Annotated in this window: 13 protein-coding genes; 10 read left to right on the top strand and 3 right to left on the bottom strand. The window is 71.5% G+C overall.

What is annotated here, in order from left to right; genetic code table 11:
* The first annotated feature begins 1 nt into the window (after position 1).
* Positions 2-685, top strand: a complete 684-nt coding sequence (locus GA0115234_RS27280; protein ID WP_093546963.1) for a BPL-N domain-containing protein — start codon at positions 2-4, stop codon at positions 683-685.
* A gap of 163 nt (positions 686-848) precedes the next feature.
* Here the strand turns inward: GA0115234_RS27280 and GA0115234_RS27275 are convergent, their stop codons facing one another.
* Entirely contained in the window at positions 849-1,046 is a 198-nt protein-coding gene (locus tag GA0115234_RS27275; protein WP_093546960.1) for a hypothetical protein, read from the bottom strand.
* A 148-nt stretch (positions 1,047-1,194) separates the two neighbouring features.
* Between GA0115234_RS27275 and GA0115234_RS27270 the strand changes: the two genes are divergently transcribed.
* Positions 1,195-1,872: a response regulator transcription factor gene (locus GA0115234_RS27270; protein ID WP_093547048.1), complete on the top strand. Its 678-nt coding sequence runs from the start codon at positions 1,195-1,197 to the stop codon at positions 1,870-1,872.
* 3 nt (positions 1,873-1,875) lie between these two features.
* Entirely contained in the window at positions 1,876-3,252 is a 1,377-nt protein-coding gene (locus tag GA0115234_RS27265) for a HAMP domain-containing sensor histidine kinase (RefSeq protein ID WP_176729287.1), read from the top strand.
* Positions 3,253-3,269: 17 nt separating this feature from the next.
* Here the strand turns inward: GA0115234_RS27265 and GA0115234_RS27260 are convergent, their stop codons facing one another.
* Positions 3,270-3,821 carry a MarR family winged helix-turn-helix transcriptional regulator gene (locus GA0115234_RS27260; protein WP_093547044.1) on the bottom strand — a complete coding sequence of 184 codons (552 nt, stop codon included), beginning with the start codon at positions 3,819-3,821 and terminating at the stop codon, positions 3,270-3,272.
* Positions 3,818-6,082: an MFS transporter gene (locus GA0115234_RS27255; protein WP_176729286.1), complete on the bottom strand. Its 2,265-nt coding sequence runs from the start codon at positions 6,080-6,082 to the stop codon at positions 3,818-3,820. Before GA0115234_RS27255 ends, GA0115234_RS27260 begins: the two co-directional genes overlap by 4 nt.
* A 206-nt stretch (positions 6,083-6,288) precedes the next feature.
* Between GA0115234_RS27255 and GA0115234_RS27250 the strand changes: the two genes are divergently transcribed.
* The 7 genes from GA0115234_RS27250 to GA0115234_RS27220 all read left to right on the top strand — a co-directional run bounded on the left by GA0115234_RS27250 (position 6,289) and on the right by GA0115234_RS27220 (position 19,381).
* The gene (locus tag GA0115234_RS27250) at positions 6,289-7,128 is read left to right on the top strand and encodes a helix-turn-helix domain-containing protein (RefSeq protein ID WP_093546957.1); all 840 of its coding nucleotides are present in this window, start codon (positions 6,289-6,291) and stop codon (positions 7,126-7,128) included.
* A 164-nt stretch (positions 7,129-7,292) separates the two neighbouring features.
* Positions 7,293-8,177, top strand: a complete 885-nt coding sequence (locus tag GA0115234_RS27245) for an ABC transporter ATP-binding protein (protein ID WP_093546954.1) — start codon at positions 7,293-7,295, stop codon at positions 8,175-8,177.
* Positions 8,178-8,261: 84 nt separating this feature from the next.
* Positions 8,262-9,326: an iron-siderophore ABC transporter substrate-binding protein gene (locus tag GA0115234_RS27240; protein ID WP_093546951.1), complete on the top strand. Its 1,065-nt coding sequence runs from the start codon at positions 8,262-8,264 to the stop codon at positions 9,324-9,326.
* Between the two features lie 137 nt (positions 9,327-9,463).
* Complete coding sequence (locus tag GA0115234_RS27235; protein WP_093547041.1) at positions 9,464-11,533, top strand: iron ABC transporter permease; 2,070 nt, start codon at positions 9,464-9,466, stop codon at positions 11,531-11,533.
* 49 nt (positions 11,534-11,582) lie between these two features.
* The gene (locus tag GA0115234_RS27230) at positions 11,583-12,659 is read left to right on the top strand and encodes a peptidase C39 family protein (protein ID WP_093546948.1); all 1,077 of its coding nucleotides are present in this window, start codon (positions 11,583-11,585) and stop codon (positions 12,657-12,659) included.
* A gap of 851 nt (positions 12,660-13,510) precedes the next feature.
* The gene (locus GA0115234_RS27225) at positions 13,511-14,563 is read left to right on the top strand and encodes a ParB N-terminal domain-containing protein (protein WP_093546945.1); all 1,053 of its coding nucleotides are present in this window, start codon (positions 13,511-13,513) and stop codon (positions 14,561-14,563) included.
* A 183-nt stretch (positions 14,564-14,746) separates the two neighbouring features.
* Positions 14,747-19,381 (top strand): non-ribosomal peptide synthetase, encoded by a 4,635-nt coding sequence (locus GA0115234_RS27220; protein ID WP_237541794.1) that lies wholly within the window; start codon positions 14,747-14,749, stop codon positions 19,379-19,381.
* Positions 19,382-19,421 lie beyond the last annotated feature (40 nt).

Below are 19,421 nucleotides of genomic sequence, written 5' to 3'. Positions count from 1 at the left end.
CATGACACACGACGGAGCCGCCACCGGGCAGCGCCTCCTGGCCCTCGTCTACCGGGGACCGGCCTCGCAGCCCGGCTGCCCCGAGGCGGTCGCGGGACTCCTCGCCGCCACACCATGGAATCTGGACGTCCGCTTCACCGGGCCCGACGAGGTGCTCCCCCTGACGGCTCGGACCCTGTCCCACGCCACGCTGTACGCCCAGCCCGGCGGCGGCACACTCGACTCCGCCTACCGGAGACTGCGCTGGCAGCGCCGGGCCGTGCGGGACTTCGTCCAGCACGGCGGGCGCTATCTGGGCTTCTGCCTGGGCGGCTACCTCGCCGGAGCCACTCCGGGCTTCGGCCTGCTGCCCGGCGACACCGACCAGTACATCTCCTCCCCGGGCGCCACGGTCCACGACGAGCGCGACACGGTGGTCCCGGTGACATGGCGCGGCAGCCGGCGCACCGTGTACTTCCAGGACGGCCCCCTCTTCGAGCTCGACGAGGGCGCCGACGCGAGGATCCTCGCCACCTACGACAACGGGACCGTCGCCGCCCTCGTGACCGGGTACGGCAACGGCCGCGTGGCGGTCACCGGGCCGCACCCCGAGGCGACCGCGGACTGGTACACCGACCACGGCCTGCCGGTTCAGCACACCCTGGACCTGGCCGAGGACCTGGTCGAAGCCGTGATGCGGGAGTGAGACCGGGGGTGGGACACGGAGTGCCCCGTCACCCATGACGTGGGTGACGGGGCACTCCGTGTCCCACGGGCCTTCCGACGTCGTCGGGAGACGCACCCGGCCGGCCCGTCTTCCGGGCCGGCCGGGTGCGTCTCCCGATGTCCGCGGTCGATCGCACCGCCGTTCAGCGCAGTGGCTGATCAGCGACACGCGCGGCCCGGGTCAGACGCTCCCGTTCCTCGGCGTCCGTCTCCCGCCGTCCTTCGGGCCGCCTGCCGTCCCGCCGTTCGTCGGTGGTCCGGCGGTCGCGACGCCCGTCGTACCGCGTACGCTCCGGGACGCTCTCGTGCCTGTTCCGGCGTTCGTCTCTGAGGTCGCTCATCGTCCGTCTCCTCGTTCGTTCTTCCCTGATGAACACCTCCAGCCTGTGACCGGGGCACTGAGAAGAGGCTGAGGACCGGCGCCTTCCTCAGCGTCCTTTCAGGGAACGGCGCATTCCGCCCGGGGCTATGGTGGAGCGTGAGGTCACCATGAGGATGCTGATCACCGAGGACGAGCCCGCACTCGCCGACGCGATCGCCGACGGACTGGCTGCCGAGGGTTTCGTCGCCGACATCGCGCTCGACGGAGCCGACGGACTGTGGCGGGCCCTGCACCAGCCCTACGACGTCATCGTGCTGGACATCATGCTGCCCGAACTGTCCGGATACGAAGTCCTCAAGCGGCTGAGGGCGGCCAGGATCTGGACACCGGTCCTGATGCTCACGGCGAAGGACGGCGAGTACGACGAGGCGGACGCCCTCGACCTCGGCGCCGACGACTATCTGAGCAAACCCTTCTCCTACGTGGTGCTCGTCGCCCACCTGAGAGCCCTGCTGCGCCGTGGCGCACCCGCCCGGCCCGCCGTGCTCACCGCCGGCGACCTCGCCGTGGATCCCGCCGGCCACCACTGCCGCCGCGGAGACCACGACATCAACCTGACGGCGAGGGAGTTCGCACTCCTGGAGTACCTGCTCAGGCATGCCGACGAGGTGATCAGCAAGACCGACATCCTCACCCACGTCTGGGACGAGCACTTCGACGGCGACACCAACATCGTCGAGGTGTACGTCGGCTATCTCAGACGGAAGATCGACGACCCGTTCGGGCGCCGGACCATCGAAACCGTCCGCGGCGCCGGCTACCGGCTCCACAGCACCGCGGGGTGAGCGATGGCCGCAGACGTCCGATCCTGGTGGGCCCGCCGGTCGCTGCGGCTGAGACTGACCGCCGCCGCGGCCCTGGTCATGGCCGCCGGACTGGCCGGAGCCGCCTTCCTGCTCGTCGCCTGGCTGCACACCAGCCTCATCAACGGCCTCGACCAGACCGTTCTGCAACGCGCCCAGGTCGTGGCCGCGGACGAGGACAGCAACCGGATCACCGCGGAAGTACCGGCCACCTCCCACGCGGAAGCCGCCGTGCAGATCGTCGACAGCAAGGGAAAGGTGCTCGCCAGCTCGCCCAACCTGCGCGGCCGGTCACGAGCGTTCACCTTTCCGGCCGGCCGGTCCGGGAACCCGCGCGTCCACACCGTCCACGACATCCCCGAGCACGACTACGGGACCTGGCGCGCCGTCGGCATCCCCGCGGGCACGTCCCACGACCCCGTGACCGTGTACGTGGCCCTGCCCACCGAGAGCGTCGACCGCGGGCTGGCACAACTCACCGTGGCCCTGGCCACCGGCGTCCCCGCGGTCGTCGCCCTGCTCACCGGCATGGTGTGGCTGTTCACCGGGCGCGCGCTGCGCCCCGTGGACGCCATGCGCGCCCAGACCGCCGAGATCAGCGCCTCCGACCTGAGCCGCCGCCTCGACGTACCCCCCGCCAAGGACGCGCTCGGCCGGCTGGCCACGACCTTCAACGACCTGCTCGGCCGCCTGGACGCCGCCACCCGTCGACAGCGACGATTCATCGCGGACGCCGCCCATGAACTGCGCAGCCCCCTCAGCACGCTGCACACCCGTCTCGAAGTCGCCGACCACCACCCGGAATCCGTCCACTGGCCGACCCTCGCCCCGGAGCTCCTCCGGGAGACCGAACGGCTCAACCATCTCGTCGACGACCTCCTCCAGCTCGCCCGGCTCGACGCCCGGCCCCGGCTACGGGCCCGGCCCGTGGACCTGGACGAGATCGTCTTCACCGAGGTACGCGAGGCCCGTAGCCGCACCCGTCTCGTCATCGACCAGCACGCCGTCGGCGCGGCACGTCTGACGGGCGACGAGGACGCTCTCGCGCGCGTCGTACGCAACCTCCTCGACAACGCGCTGCGCCATGCCGCCACCCGTATCGACATCAGTCTCCGTACGGCGCACGACACCGCTCGGCTGGTGGTCGCCGACGACGGTCCCGGTATTCCGGAGGCCGACCGTGAGCGCGTCTTCGGCCGGTTCACCCGCCTGGACGACGCCAGGGCACGGGACACCGGTGGCAGCGGTCTCGGCCTCGCCATCGTCCGCGACATCGTCACCGCCCACCACGGCAGCACCCATGTCGAGGACAACCGTCCCGGGACCCGGATGGTCGTCCTGCTGCCGACGCAAGCACCGTAGCCGTCGGCCGGAGAGGTTCAGCGAGGCCCGTCGCCGCCCGCTCGGGGACGCGGCCGGTTCGTGGGGCGCGTGGCGAGTTCAGGGGCCGGCAGGTCACCGGGGGCCAGCTGCCGGGCCAGTGAGTCCAGCAGGGGCACGGCGGCGGCGAGCACATCCAGCTGGTCGTCGGGCAGCGCGGCGATGTGGGCGGTCAGGTCCTGGAGGCTCTCGCGGCGGACGCTGTCCAGGACGGCGGTGCCGGCCGGGGTGAGGGCGAGGAGACAGGCGCGCTGGTCGTGCGGGTCGGGGCGGCGGTCCACGTACCCGGCGGCCACCAGGATGTCGACCAGCCGGGAGGCGGTGGGCATGCTGATGCCCATGCCGCGGGCCAGGTCGCCGACCCGTAGCGGCTCGTGGGTGGACAGCACGCCCAGGGCGGTCAGACGGCTCGGCGTCAGGTCGTGCCGTTCGGCCGGTGCGCGCAGCCCGTGGGCCAGGCGCAGGACCGCCGTCCGCAGTCGGGCCGGGGTCCCGTCGCCGCCCGACGACCAAGGCGGGCCGCCGGGCATCTCCGGCTGCGGAGCGTTCATGACGGTGTGCCGTCCAGCTTGAGATGCAGGGCCGCACCGTCCGGCCGGGCCTGGACACCCCGCGGGGACCGCGGGGCTTCGTCCGAGGGTGCGGGGGAGAGGCCGTGCGGCAGGCCGGGCAGCTGGAACCGGCCGTCGTCGCCGGTGAGGGCGTAGGCCACCACCGTGCCCTGCGGCCCGACGGCCCGCAGGGCCGCTCCGGGCAGTGGGCTGTCCGGACCGGGGCCGTAGACCAGCCCGGTGACCCGCCCGTTGGTCCGGGGACCGGCGTCCGCGGCGGCGGACGGGCGGTTGCCGTCGGCCGTCATCGCGTACATGGCCGGGCGGTAGCCGGGCGCGGTGACGAGCAGGGCGTACGCACCGAGCGCCGCGTCCGGGGCGGGGCGGGGCCGTCCGTCGACGGGCGGCCCGGCCCGGGTGGCAGCCGGAGCGGCCGGTGGCGGGGCGGAGGCCACGACGACGGGTCCCGGGCGGGCGGCGACGGGCACGGCCACCGGCTTTGGTGCTCCGGGGGCGGAGGCGGTGCCACCGGCAGCCGTCGGCAGATCGGTGTGTACATACTTGCCGCCGCGCAGCCAGGAGGCGACGGCGGCGATGAGACAGGCGACGATGGCGAACGCGAACGCGGTGGTCAGGCCCGTCGAGAACGGCCCGGAGATCAGGGCGGGGAAGAAACCGCGGCCGGTGAGGTAGGCGGCGTGGCCGGCCGGCAGATGGGCCAGCGCGGCGGGGCCCAGCAGCGTCTGGAGCGGGTTGTAGCCCAGCAGCGAGGCGAACAGCACCGAGACCGGTGGCAGGGCCGCGAGCCGGTCCGCGTCCGCGGCGGAGACACCCTGGGCGACCAGACCGCTGGACAGGGCGTGCGGCAGGCTGGAGGCCAGACCGAGGATCATCAGGCTGAAGAAGACCCCGATCGACAGCACCATCGCCGAGTTCTGGAAGGTGGTGCTCATACCGCCACCGACGCCGCGCTGGTCGGCGGGCAGGCTGTTCATGATCCCCGCCCGGTTGGGCGAGGCGAACAATCCCATCCCGATCCCGTTGAGCAGCAGGATCGCCGCGAAGGTCCCGTAGTGGAAATCGACCGGCAGGAGCGCCAGGAGCACAAAGCTGCCCGCGGCGACGAGCATGCCGCCGGTCGCGAACGGCCGCGCCCCGAAGCGGTCGGACAGCCAGCCCGAGACCGGCCCGGCGACGAGGAAGCCCACGGTGAGCGGCAGCATGTAGATGCCCGCCCACAGCGGGGTCTGCTCGAAGCTGTACCCGTGCCGAGGCAGCCAGATGCCCTGCAACCAGATGATCAGGATGAACATCAGCCCGCCGCGCCCCATCCCGGACAGCAGGCTCGCGAGGTTCCCGGCGGTGAACGCCCGGATACGGAACAGACTCATCCGGAACATCGGCTCGGCGACCCTGGTCTCCACGATGCCGAAGACCACCAGCACGGCCACGCCGCCGATCAGGGCGGCCAGCACCACGGGGTTGGTCCAGCCCATGGTGTGCCCCCGGTAGGGCTGGATGCCGTAGGTGATGCCCACGAGCACCGAGATCAGCCCGACGGCGAAGGTGAGATTGCCCCACCAGTCCAGCCGGGCGGGCCGCCGGATGCCGGTGTCGTGCAGTTTCCGGTACGCCCAGAACGTACCGAACACCCCGAACGGCACCGACACCAGGAACACCAGCCGCCACTCGACCGGAGCGAGCAGCCCGCCGAGCACCAGCCCCATGAACGAACCCGCGATCCCCGCGACCTGGTTCAGGCCCAGGGCGAGTCCTCGCTGGTCCGCCGGGAACGCGTCGGTGATGATCGCGTTGGAGTTGGCCATCAGCATCGCGCCGCCGACGCCCTGGCCCACCCGCATCAGGATCAGCCACAGCGCGGCCGCCGTGCCGTGCATCCACGTCACCGACAACAGCACCGAGAACACACTGAAGACCGCGAAGCCCGCGTTGTACATGCGGACCCGGCCGTAGATGTCTCCCATCCGGCCGAAGCTGACCACGAGCACGGCGGTGACCACCAGGTACCCCATGATCAGCCAGAGCAACAGGCTGGTGTTCCCCGGCTGCAGCGGGTCGATCCCGATGCCGCGGAAGATGTCGGGCAACGCGATCAGCATGATCGACCCGTTGACCGTGGCCATCAGCACACCGAGCGTGGTGTTGGACAGCACGATCCACTTGTACTGCGGGCTGGATGTATCGGCCGCGGCGCGGGCCTGCCGTCGGGCCGAACGGGATGGCGCGGACTTCGCGATCATGGGCACCTCGACGAGGAGGAGCAGTTTTGGTTGCTTGTCCCAAACTAACTCTCCGGCCCGGCTTTCTCGACTCCTGGGCGTCCAAGACGTCGTAACGAGCGGTGCTTGACCCGTGGGTCCGGCCACGGGGACGTACGGCGTCGGCCAGGGCCCTGGATACACTCGCCCGTATGGTCGAATCGTCCCGTAATGGCGCGAGCCCCGGGATGTGGCGTCGCGAATCGAGCACCGTGGTGCGCCGGGCCGCGGCACTTCCGGGGCAGGCGGCGGGCCCCTTCGTCATCCTCGCCGAATCGCAGATCCCTCCCGTTCCCACGGAGTGGGCCCCGCACTCGCACCACCTGCACGAGCTCGTCTGGGTACGCGGGGGAACGCTGACGTCCCGTGTGGAGGACCGTGTCTTCACCGTCTCCGAGGGGCACGGGCTGTGGATGCCGGCCGGAGTGGTGCACCGGGGGCGGACGACGGCGGGTGTGCGGTTCCATGACGCCTTCTTCGCTCCCGACCGCACGCCGTTCGCCTTCGAGGGGCCGACGGCGATCACGATGACACCGGTGCTGGAGTCCCTGCTGACCCATCTGGCCCGTACGGATCTCGACGCCGGGGCCAGGGCGCGGGCGGAGGCCGTGGTCTTCGACGTGCTCCAGCCGTCGGAGCGGCAGTTCGCGTTGCAGCTGCCCGGCGACACCCGGATCGACGCGATCGCCGAAGCCCTGCTGGACGATCCCGCCGACTGCCGCTCGCTGGACGAGTGGGCGCGCACGCTGGGGATCAGCGACCGCACGATCGCCCGTGCTTTCCGCCAGACGACGGGACTCTCCTTCGTGCAGTGGCGGCAGATGCTGCGCACCCATCGAGCGCTGACGCTGCTCTCCGAGGGCCTCGATGTGCAGACCGTCTCGGAGACACTCGGCTACGCGCAGCCCAGTACGTTCATCGCCGCCTTCCGCCGGGTCATGGGGACCACGCCGGGTGCGTTCTTCGCCGCGGCCGACGGCACCCCGGACGGTGTCCGGAATCCCGTATCGGGTGTCCAGAACTCCTGATTGCCGACACGGCAAACGGAGGATAGCCTTCCCTTAGTTAGGTAACCCTTGGTTGTTGCTCGACGCGTACGGTCGTTCCGTACGCCGGGAGTCCGCGGCCCGGTCGGCGACGTCCGGACGGAGGGTGCCGCAGTCGTTGCCCCTCCAGTCACCCGGACCCCTCGATGTTCACAAGCTCTGCTCGGCGTGCCGCCGAACCCGCCGCACCGGCCGCCGCTCTCCACGGTCATGATCTGGTGCTGCGGTACAACCGGACGCCCGTCGTCCATGGCGTCTCGCTGACCCTGGAGCCCGGTCGCGCGACCGCTCTGGTGGGACCCAACGGCAGCGGGAAGTCCACGCTGCTGCGCGCGCTGGCCCGACTGCACCCGGTGGTCGACGGCCGGGTGACGCTCGGGGCCGGGGACGGACATCCCGAGCGTGCGGCGGCCCTGCTCAGCGCACGCCGGTTCGCCCGCGAGGTCACCCTGTTCTCCCAGTCGAGGCCCGCACCGCAGGGGCTGACGGTTGCGGAGGTCGTGGCATTCGGACGCCACCCGTACCGGCGCGGCTTCGGCGGCCTGTCCGCCGATGACCGGAGCGCCGTCGACCACGCCATGGATGTCACCGGCGTGCGGGACATGGCCGACAGGCCGGCCGGAGAACTCTCCGGCGGGGAGATGCAACGCGTCTGGCTCGCCGCCTGCCTGGCCCAGGACACCGGCGTCGTGCTGCTGGACGAACCGACGAACCACCTGGACCTGCGCTATCAGATCGAGACGCTCGACCTGGTGCGCGACCTCGTCGAGGAGCACGGCGTCGCGGTGGGCATCGTCCTGCACGACCTCGACCACGCCTCCCGCGTCGCGGACACGCTGGTCCTCATGGGCTCCGGCCGGGTCCACGCGGCGGGCGCACCCGTCGACGTCCTCACCGCGGAGAACATCGGCGAGGTCTACGACATCCGCGTCGAGGTCGCGGTCGACCCCCGCACCGGCCGCGTACGCATCGATCCGATCGGGCGGCACTCCGCCCGGAGCAGCGCATCGGCTGCCCCGACGCATCGCTAGAAACCGCTAGGAACTGCTGGAAACGGCTGGAAACAGTCGGAATCCGCTCCACCGAACCATCGGAAATCAGAAAGAGGATCTGCAATGAACCGTGCCCGTCGCCTGGCGGCAGCAGCCGCCACAGGGCTGGTCGTCGTCCTCACCGCAACGGCCTGCGGCACGACCAGCGTCGAGAAGACGACAGCCGCAGGCGGTGGCGCGAAGCCCTCGTCCAAGAGCTGCGCCGGGGACACCACGACGACATCGACGAAGCCGGTGTCCTTCAAGGACGGCGTCGGCCGACAGGTGAAGCTCGACAAGCCCGCCAAGCGGATCGCGGTCCTCGAATGGCAGCAGATCGAGGACGCGCTCACCCTGTGCGTGACCCCCACCGCGGTCTCCGACGCCAAGGGGTACCGCACCTGGGTGAGCGCGGAGAAGCTGCCGGACGGGGTGACGGACATCGGCACCCGTGAGGAGCCCGACCTCGACACCCTCTTCGCGACGAAGCCCGACCTCGTCGTCGTGGAGGCGTTCAAGGCCGACGACGAGATCATCAAGAAGCTGGAGAAGCGGGGCGTGCCGGTGCTGGCCACGCTGGGGGCGGATCCGGCCGACCCGATCAAGAACATGCAGAACGTGTTCAGCATGATCGGCAAGGCGACGGGACGCACCGAGCGGGCCGACCAGGTGCTCCAGGAGTTCGACGAGCACCTCGCCACGGCCAAGAAGCAGGTGACCGCCGCCGGGCTGCCGACGAAGGACTTCCTGTTCTTCGACGGATGGCTCCAGGGCGGCAACCTCACCGTCCGTCCCTATGGCGAGGGCGCCCTGTTCACCGCGATAGGCGAAGAGCTCGGCATGACCCCCGCGTGGACCGACGACATCAACAAGGCCCACGGAAACGGGGGAGTCGACCCCTCCTACGGCCTCGCGCAGACCGATGCCGAGGGACTCACCGCCGTGGGGAAGGCCAACCTCTTCTACGCCAACGACGAAGGGGCGGGCGGATACGTCGCGGCGCTGGAGAAGAACCCGATCTGGAAGTCGCTCCCGGCCGTGAAGGAAGGCCGTGCGCACGCGTTCCCGGCGCGGGTGTGGGGCGCGGGCGGTCCGCGCTCCTGCGAGCAGGCGATCGACGCGTACGTCGACGTGCTCGACAAGAAGTGAACACGCCGCACGAGGTGAGCACACCGCGGACACCGGCTGCCCCCGGCCGGAACCCGGCGGAGCCGCGTACCGATCACGGGAGCGGTTCCGCCGGGGTGGCCGTGCCGGGTACCGATTACGGCTGCGGCTCGGCCGGGGTGGCCGTGCCGCGCACCGATCACGGCCGGGGCTCCGCCGGGGCGGCCGTGCTGGCGGTCCTCCTCGTCGGGGTCGCCGTGGTCGGCATGTGGCACCTGACGCAAGGGACGTCGGGCGTGGGCGTCTGGGACCTGGCGCGGTATCTCGCCGGGGACCGGGAGAACACCGCCGGGGCGCCGGTCGGCGAGATCTTCACCGGCTCGCGCCTGCCACGCCTGCTCGCGGGCGTGGCCGTGGGCTTCGCCCTCGGCGCCGCCGGATCGCTGTTGCAGTCCGTCACCCGCAACGCGCTCGCCTCCCCCGACACCCTCGCGGTCACGGCCGGTGCCTACTTCACGCTCACGCTCGTCGCGGCCTTCGGCCTCACCGTCCCGCTGTGGGCGTCGGGCGCCGTCGCCTTCGCCGGCGGCCTGCTCGCGGCGGCGCTCGTGCTGGCCCTCGCGGGCCGGGCCGCCGGCACCATGGGCACGCGGCTCATCCTCGCCGGATCGGCGATGGCGATGGCCCTGGACTCGGCGACCGCGATGCTGCTCATCCTGTTCCAACAGAACACGACCGGCCTGTTCGCCTGGGGCAGCGGCTCGCTCGCGCAACTGAACATCGACGCGTCGGTACGCGCCTTCCCCCTCGTGGCCGTCGTGCTGTGCGTCGCCCTGGCGCTGTCCCGGAAGCTGGACGTGATGGGCCTCGGCGACGACGCCGCGTCCTCCCTCGGCGTCCCGATCCGCGCCACCCGGGTGACCGCGGTGCTCTGCGCGGTGATCCTGACCAGCACGTCGGTGACGCTCGCGGGCCCGATCGCCTTCGTCGGACTCGGCGCCCCCGTCCTGGCCCGCCTGCTCGCGGGACGGGTCCGGGCGCTGCGCAGGCACCTGTTCATGGTGCCGGTGTCCGGGTTGCTCGGCGCGTTGCTCATCCTGCTCGCGGACGCGTCGCTGCGCGCGGTGCAGGGGGCCGGGGAGGCCGCCGCCATTCCCACGGGCGTGCCGACCGCGCTGCTCGGCGCCGTCGTGATCGTGGTCCTCGCACTCCGCCTCCGCGATACGGGCGGGCTCCGGCAACCGCCGCACGCGCGGGTCGCCACCCGGTCGCGCCGGTCGTTCCTCCTCGTCCTGCTAGGCGCGCTGGTGCTCCTGGTCGCGGCGGTCCTCGTGGCGACCCTCGCGGGCAGCCTCTGGCTGCGGACGGGGGACATCGCGCTCTGGGTACGGGGAGCCGCCCCGGACCTGATCGGCCAGGCGCTCGACGACCGGGTCCCGCGCGTGGTCGCCGCGGTGCTCGCCGGCGCGGCGCTCGGACTGTCCGGATGCGTCGTGCAGGGCGCGGTCCGCAACCCGTTGGCGGAGCCGGGCGTACTCGGCATCACCGCGGGCGCCGGGCTCGGGGCAGCGAGCATCGCGACGTCGGGCCTGTCGGGCGGACGGCCGTTGCTCATCGCCGCCGCGGTGGTGACGGGGCTCGCCACGTTCGCGCTGATCGCCCTGCTGTCCTGGCGCGGCGGCTTCCTGCCCGACCGGTTCGTACTGATCGGCATCGGCTGCGGGTACGGCCTCAGCTCCATCACCACCTTCCTCCTGCTGCGCGCCGACCCGTGGAACACACCCCGGATCTTCACCTGGCTCTCCGGCACGACCTACGGGCGCGCACTGCCCGACGTCGTACCGGTCGCGGTGGCGCTGGCGCTCGCGCTCCCCGTACTGCTCGGCATGCGCCGCCGGCTCGACCTGCTCGCCGTCGACGAGGACACCCCGCGCGTGGTCGGCGTCAGTCCCGAACGCACCCGCTTCGCCGCCCTGGCGATCGCCGCGGTGCTCGCGGCGCTCAGCGTGATCGCCGTCGGCGTCGTCGGTTTCGTGGGGCTCGTCGCCCCGCACCTCGCCCGGTCACTGGTCGGCGCCCGCCACGGACGCGTGATCCCGGTCGCCATGCTGCTCGGCGGAGTGCTGGTCTGCGTGGCCGACACCCTCGGGCGCACCCTCATCGCGCCTGCCCAGATGCCGGCGGGCCTCATGGTCTCCCTGGTCGGGGCTCCGTACTTCATCTGGGTGCTCCGGAGGTCCCGCGCCTGACGTCCCGCTCCATGCCCCTCCCGACCCCGACCCACCAAGGAATGCCGGAATGCCGCCTCGCCAGGACACGTCCGTGAAGAGCACCGTCGTACCGTTCGATCCCGCCGCGCCGAACGCCTCGCTGCAGCGGCTCGTCCACCACGACGTGCTGGAACGCTGGCGAGCGGCCGACCGCTCCGCCCACGCCCCGCACATCGTGGCCGTCCCGGGCGGCGACGGCGACGACTGGGCCGCCGCCGCGCTCGTGACGTCCCGCCCGCACACGGCCTACCTGAAGATCGTCGACGCCGTCGGCGATGTGCCGACGGCCGTCGAGGCCGTGGTCTCCCACGCACGCGACCGGGGGCTCGCGCAGGTCAAGTGGGAAGGGTGGACGGTGAGCCCCGAGGTCGCCGCCGCCCTCGGCTTCGTCCCGCTGAGCGTTCCGCTCACGCAGGCGGCGGAGTCGAGCGGGCCCGGTGCGGGCCATGTGCGCTGGCTGCACGACGGCGAGGTGACCGAACCCCCGTACTACGGGCAGACGACACACTTCACCTGCGGCGCCGTCACCGCCCTGGTCGCGCAGGCGCATGCGGGGGAGCTGCCGCGGGAATCGTTCGACCGCCGGGCGGAGTTGGCGCTCTGGCGCGACGCGACGAACTTCCCCGCGTGCGAACCCGTCGGACTGGGCGTCGCCGTGCGTCGGGCCTGGCCATCGTCCCCGGTCACCGTCCTCCTCGATACGGAACGGCCCGTCCTGCTCGACCAGTACCCGCAGGACGAACAGGAGTGGCGCGCGGTGCTCCAGCGGGCATCGCGGGCGGAAGCCGGACGGATCGGTGTCCCGGTCGACTCGCACCCCCTGTCCATGACCGCGATCCGGAGCGCGCTCTGCCGACGGGAACACGTGCTGCTCCTGGTCTCGCTCGCCGATATGCAGGGGTTCGACGTACCGCACTGGGTGCTGTGCCACGGCGCCGTACCGGGCGCCCTGGTGATCGAGGACCCGTGGACCCACACCGCCGCGGGGGACACCTGGGTCGACGCCCACCTGCTGCCCGTACCGGACCTCTCACTCGACGCGATGTCGACGATCTCGCCGGACCGTATCCGGGGCGCCGTGATCATCGGCCGCACCGAAGCGTAAGGAACGCCTCCGACCTGCACGAGCAGGCAGGAAGCCGACGTTCCTGGAGTGAGGGCCGAATGCTGAGCACGATGCGAACTTCCAAGATCTGACGCCTGGTCATCTTCGGTCAGCGTGGCATCGACTTCCGCCGCCCGTCCAAGCTGTGCCCCCCCCATGTGCTCGATGCTGTGCCGGACCGGGCGTCGGGGCCGTAAACGTAAGGGGGCGCTGTTCTCATCCAGGAGGGCCGTGGGAGCCGCACCATGGCCGTCATTCGCCGACCGAAACGGGGTGGGACAGCACTTCTGCGCCACACCGGCCACCGGCAGCGGGCCCGGCCCCGTGCACCGTCGGCCGTGCCCTCCCCGCCGCGCGGCCCGACGATTACCGCACGCGCCGGGCAGGGCGGGGAGCGGGAACGTCAACGGCGCAGGTGGAAGGGTGCGCGTCCGGGCGGGGTCGGCGACCCGGACGGTACGGGTCCATACCTGCGGGGCGGGCGCGGCGGCGCGGGGCGATGCGATACCCCGGTCCCCGGGTGGCCGAAGGAAGGCCCCGGCGCGATACGAGGACGGGGAACACCGGCATGTGCCCGTGGCCAGCCCGCTCGCGCGGCGGAGGGCGCCATGGGGCGGGCCCGGGGGTGGCGCGTTCTCGCGCCCGGCGCGGGCCGGAGAATGGCTGAAAGTCGGACGGGTGCCCTTGTGGGCCGCGAGCCCATCGTCGACCATGCGTGTCAGCAGCCGTGTTGCTGCGTTTTGTCCGCCGGTCGGCACACAGGTGGCTCGCGGACGCCGGGAACGACAGGGGCGGCGGCGCCCCGGACCGTGTCCCCTCGTGTCCGCCGAACGCAGAGAGGCACTGCTCCCATGTCCGATGTGCTGGCCGGTAGACCGGCGCACCCCGTGCAGACGGGTGAGATCGAAGGCCTACGCGTCGAGCTGGTGTCCGTGGAGGACCTGGTGCTCGGTCATTCGCCCCGGGTGGCCGGTGAGGACATCGGGCACGCCCGAGCGCTGGCCGAGTCGGGGGCGGCCCTGCCACCGATCGTGGTGCACCGGCCCACGATGCGCGTCGTCGACGGCGTCCACCGTTTGCGCGCCGCGGTGCTGAGGGGGCAGCGGAGAATAGCGGCCCGGTTCGTCGAGGGCGCCGCCCAGGACATCTTCGTCCTGGCCGTGCAGCTGAACTCCCGGCACGGACTGCCGCTTTCGGGGGACGACCGTACGGCCGCGGCGGCCCGCATCGTCGAGAGCCACTCCCGCTGGTCGGACCGCAGGATCGCGGGAGTGACCGGAATCGCGCCGGGCACCGTCGCCGCCCTGCGACGCCGTTCGACCGGGCAGAGTGGTCAGTCGAACGCCCGGACGGGGGCGGACGGGCGGGTGCGTCCGCTCGACGCGGCCGCCGGCCGCGAAGCAGCCGTGCGGGTCATCGCCGAGCGGCCCCACGCCTCGCTGCGCGACATCGCCGCGCAGGCCGGCATCGCCCTCTCCACGGCCAAGGACGTGCGGGACCGGATACGCGAAGGGCGCGACCCCGTGCCGCAGCGGCTGCGGAACAGGCCACCGGCACAGGAGACGGGAACGCGAAGGATCGAGGTACGGGTCGGGAGAGGTGCGGACGGGCCCGCCGTGGCGGATCCGCGGCGGGCGGACCGGGGTGTGCCCGGCCGGAGTCCCGACAAGCTGTCCGCACTGGTCAGCCTGCGCAAGGACCCTGCGCTCCGCCAGTCCGAACTGGGGCGTTCCCTGCTGCAGTTGCTGAGCACGCATGCCATCGACGAAGAGATGTGGCGGCGGCTGGCGGGATCGGTTCCCCTGCACTGCAGCGATGTAGTGGCACAGGTGGCCCAGCAGTGTTCCCAGGAGTGGCTGCTCTTCGCGCAGGAGGTTCGGCGGTCCCGGGAAGCGGTCGAGTAGCCCAGCCGCCCCGCCTCGCCCCGTCCTGTCGCAGTGTGAACGGAGCCGCCGGAGGGTGCCGTCTCCGCAGGGCGGGCGTGGCTTGTTTTTCTTGACATCCCGAGGGCGCACCAACCAATCTGATTGTCATATGGAAACCAGTTGGTGTTGCTGCGCCACGCGATGGTGCGGAAAGCGGTGAGCATGCAGAGCCCTTTGGAATCGGTCCTGGTGCAGACGTGGGAGAGCGTCACCGGACTTCGGAACCACTCCGCGACGGCACCCCTCACGACGCCCGACGGTCACGCCGGTCACCTCGCCGAATTCGCGACGGCCATCCGGAACGTCCTGGGGTTCGCCATCGCACCCGAGACGATCGTCGAGCACCGGACCGTTGCCGCTCTCGCCCGATGGATCGAGGAACTGCGTGGACGGAGCGACGGCTCGTCGACCGCCGCCGTGACGAGGGTGGTCGGCGAAACGCTGATGAGACCGCCGCCGGCCTCCTTCGGGCAGTCCGGCTTCTGGTACATCGACCAGTCCTCCCCGAACCCGTCGATCTACAACGCGCCGATCGTCCTGGAGGCGGGCTTCACCGTCGACCCGTCCCTCCTGGAGCGGAGCCTGTGGAACACCGTGGCGCGGCACGAGGCCCTGCGTACCACGTTCCTCATGGTGGACGGCGAGCTCGTGCAGAAGATCGCGCAGGAGCCGCGGTTCGAGTTCGGGGTCCGGGAGACCGCGGACGAGGAGGAGTACGAACGCGTCCTCCGGAACGTCATGGACCCGCCCTTCGACCTGGCGTCCGGGCCGCTGCTCAGGGTGATGTGCGTGACCGACGGGGCCGGGCGGACGCGCGTCCTCTGCAATGTGCACCACATCGTCTTCGACGCGACGTCCGCCGGAATCCTCCTGGACGAATGGTTCACCGACTACGTGAACCTGCGGGACGGCCGTGAGCTCACCGACGGGCCACTTCCGGTGCAGTACCAGGACTTCTCCCGCCGGCAGCGGGAGCGGCTGGATCCGGAATCGCTCGAACGGATGCTGGAGTACTGGGAGGGCAAGCTCGCCTCCCCGCTCTCCCTGCTGAACCTCCCGCTGGACAGGCCCCGCACCACACCGCGGACACAGGAGGGCGACGTCGCACGGTTCCATGTGTCCGCGTCCCTGGCCGACGCGCTGCGCAAGCGCACAGCGGACGAGGGCGTGACCCTCTTCATGCTGCTGCTCTCGGCGTACGCGGTCTTCCTGTACAAGTACGCCCGCCAGCGGGACATCCTCATAGGCAGCCCGGCCTCGCTGCGCGACACCGCCGAGACACAGGGCGTGATCGGCTACCTCGTCAACATGATCGTGTTCCGCCACGTGCTCGACGACCGGATGACGCTGGGCGAACTCCACGCGGCCGTCAGGGACGAGGTCATCGACTCCCTCCAGTACAAGCACGCACCCGTGGGAAAGATCATCGAACGCGTGCAGCCGGGACGCAGCACCGTCCACCCGCCCGTCTTCCAGACGATGTTCGTCATGCCGCAGAGCGACCCGGAACTCTTCGCGCGGCTCGGTCTCGACGTGGAGACGGAACTGTACGGAAGCCGCAGTGCCAAGTACGACCTCTCCCTGATCGTCGAGGAGGACCGCAACGGCTCCGGAGGGCTCAGCGGAACCTTCGAGTACGACACGAGCCTCTTCGAACGCGCCACGGCCGAGGCGATGGGACAGCGCTTCCTCCACATCCTCGACCAGTTCGTCCGCACCCCCGAGGCGAGGCTCGCGGACATCCGGCTGCTCTCCCCCGAGCAGGAGCGGGCGACGGTGGAGACGTCCTCGCGCCGCCGGGAGGGAGGCGGACCGCGCCCCGTCATGGACTTCTTCCGCCGTCAGGTGGAACGGACCCCCGACGGCGAGGCGGTTGTCCAGGACGGCGAGTCGCTGACCTACCAGGAGCTGGAGGAGCGCGCCAACCGGCTCGCGCACTGCCTCAGGTCCCGGGGCATCGCGGCCGGAAGCCGCGTCGGCATCTTTCTCGGACGGTCGACGGACATGATCGTCGCGCTGCTCGGGGTGCTCAAGTCCGGCGCCGCCTACGTACCGATCGACCCGTCCTACCCACCGGACCGCATCGCGTACGCGCTGCGTGATTCCGAGGCCGAACTGGTCATCACCGAAGCGGCGCTGTGCGACCGGCTCCCCGACACCCACGAACTGTTGGTCGTGGACCGGGAGCGCGAGGCCGTCGCCACCTTCCCCGCGACCGATCCGGGCCCGGTCAAGGAACCCGACGACGAGATCTACGTCATCTACACCTCCGGGTCCACCGGCGCCCCCAAGGGGGTCGTCCTCGACGACGCTACGATCTCCAACCTCGTCGAGCATCAGATGGCCATCACCGCGGTGGGGGCCGGGGCACGCACCCTCCAGTACATGAGCCTCTCCTTCGACGTGTCCGTCCAGGAGATACTGGGCACGCTCTGCGCCGGGGGCACCCTCGTCCTCATACCGGAGGCGCTGCAGAAGGACCTGCACCGGCTCTGCGGGTTCATGGCACGTGAAGGCATAGCCCGCGCCTACTTCCCCTACATCGCGCTCCAGCAGCTCGCCGCCGTGTCGATCGCCACCGGAACCCGGCTGGAGGCTCTGGAGGAAGTCGTCTCCACCGGCGAACAACTCGTGGTCTCCCCGCAGATCAGGGAGTTCTTCGCGGCCCACCCCCGGGCGAGGCTGTGGAACATGTACGGCCCCTCCGAGAGCCATGTGGTGTCCGTGCACCGGCTGGACGGCGACCCGGCGCACTGGGGGGAGTCGGCGGCCATCGGCCGGCCGGTACCCGGCTTCAGCATGCTGGTCCTGGACGCGAACGGGCACCCGGTACCCCCCGGCATCCCCGGCGAACTGCACCTCGGCGGCCTGATCTCACCGGGCTACAACAACCTTCCCGAGGAGACCGCCCGGCGCTTTCTCGCACATCCCCTCGCATCGGTGGTCCCGAGCCGCAAGGGGCTGCTGTACCGGACGGGCGACCTGGTGCGGATCAACACCGACGGGGACTTCGAATACCTGGGCCGGACCGACGCCCAGCTGAAGGTCCGGGGCTACCGCATCGAACCGTCCGAGGTCGAAGCCGCCCTCAACGGTCTCGACCCGGTGGACGCGTCGGCCGTCGCCGCTGTCCGGTTCGACGACGGCGACAAGCGGCTCGTCGCCTTCCTCGCCGTGCGCGAACGGATCGACAGTGGTGAACTGCGGCGCCTGTTACGCCCGTTGCTCCCCGACTACATGGTTCCCTCGCACTACGTCCTCCTCGACCGGATCCCCACCGCCCCCAGCGGAAAGATCGACCGCAAGGCCCTGCCGGCGCTCTTCCGGCCCGACACCGCCGAGGCGACGGACACCACACCGCTCAGCACCCCGACCGAACGCGAGATCGCGCGCCATTGGCGCGAACTTCTCAGGACCGGGACGATCGGCGCGCACGACGACTTCTTCGCCCTGGGCGGCCACTCCATCCTGGCCGTCCGGCTGGCGGCACGGCTGAGGACGGACTTCGCCGTGGACATCGAGCTGCGCGCCCTGCTCGACAACCCCACCGTCGCGGGCATGGCGGCCCGCGTCGACGCCCTCACCGCCCCGACGGGCGGGGCCCGCCCCGCGGCCACGGCCCCCGACCTGCGCGCCGACGTACGGCTGCCGGACAGCCTGACCACCCACGGGGTACGGGCCACGGACCGGGAGTACGGACCCCGCACCACGGCGGGCGCCCGCGACGTCCTGCTGACCGGCGCCACCGGCTTCCTCGGCGCCTACCTGCTGCGCGACCTGCTGGCGCACACCCGGGCCCGGGTGCACTGCCTGGTCAGGGCGGAGAACTCCGAGCGGGCCCGGCGACGGCTGGCGGACACGGCCCGCCGCTACCGCCTCGCCCACGTGGTCGACGACCCCCGGGTGGTGCCCGTCTGCGGCGACCTCGCCCGGCGGGACATGGGCCTGGACGCGCAGGCGTACGCGGACCTGTCCAGCACGGTCGAAGCGGTCTACCACGCGGCCGCGCACATCAACTTCATGGCGCCCTACGCGTCGGTGCGGGCGACGAACGTCGACGGCATGGCCGAGGTGCTGGCCTTCTGCGCCGACGGCGCGCCCAAACCCCTGCACTACGCCTCCACCATCGCGGTGTTCTCCCGCGCGGAGGACCAGGGCGTGATCTCCGAGACCAGCGTCCCGCGGGACGCCGAACACCTCGGCATCGGCTACACCCAGAGCAAATGGGTCGCCGAGCAGCAGGCTCACGCGGCCCGACGGCTCGGACTCCCGGTCACCGTCTACCGGATGGGCCGGATCGCCGGGGACAGCACCACCGGGGCCTGCCAGCCGGACGACTTCCTGTGGCGCCAGATCAAGAGCTTCGTGCAACTGGGCTCGGCACCGCCCGCCCACCAACTGCGCACCGACCTGCTGCCGGTGGACTTCGTCAGCCGCGCGCTGGTGCTGCTCTCCCGGCAGGAGGACCACCCCACGTACCACCTGTTCCACCCCGAGGGCGCGGACTTCGAGGTCGTGCACGAGGCGATCAGGAAGGCCGGCTACCCCCTGGAGGCGGTTCCGGGCGACGAGTGGTTCGCCGCCCTGGAACGGTCGGCGGCGGCCGGCGCCACGAACGCGCTCGCCGCGGCCGTCCCGCTGTTCCAGGAAGGCGCGCTGGAACTGGGCGAGAACACGTACGTGAACGAGACGACCGCACGGTCGCTGCGGCGCCTCGGTATGGAGTTCCCGGCCATCGACGTCGCGGCCGTGACCCGGATGATCGAGTACTTCCGGCAGACGGGGGAGCTCGATTGACCCGTCCGACGGCCGCCGATACGCCCTCCGGGCCCGCCTG

Origin of the sequence: Streptomyces sp. DvalAA-43 (genome assembly GCF_900091725.1) — a bacterium.
In the GTDB taxonomy this organism is placed as follows: Bacteria; Actinomycetota; Actinomycetes; order Streptomycetales; family Streptomycetaceae; genus Streptomyces; species Streptomyces pulveraceus.
The sequence above is the reverse complement of the archived record's forward strand: the minus strand, read 5'-3'. Positions and strand labels throughout refer to the sequence as shown.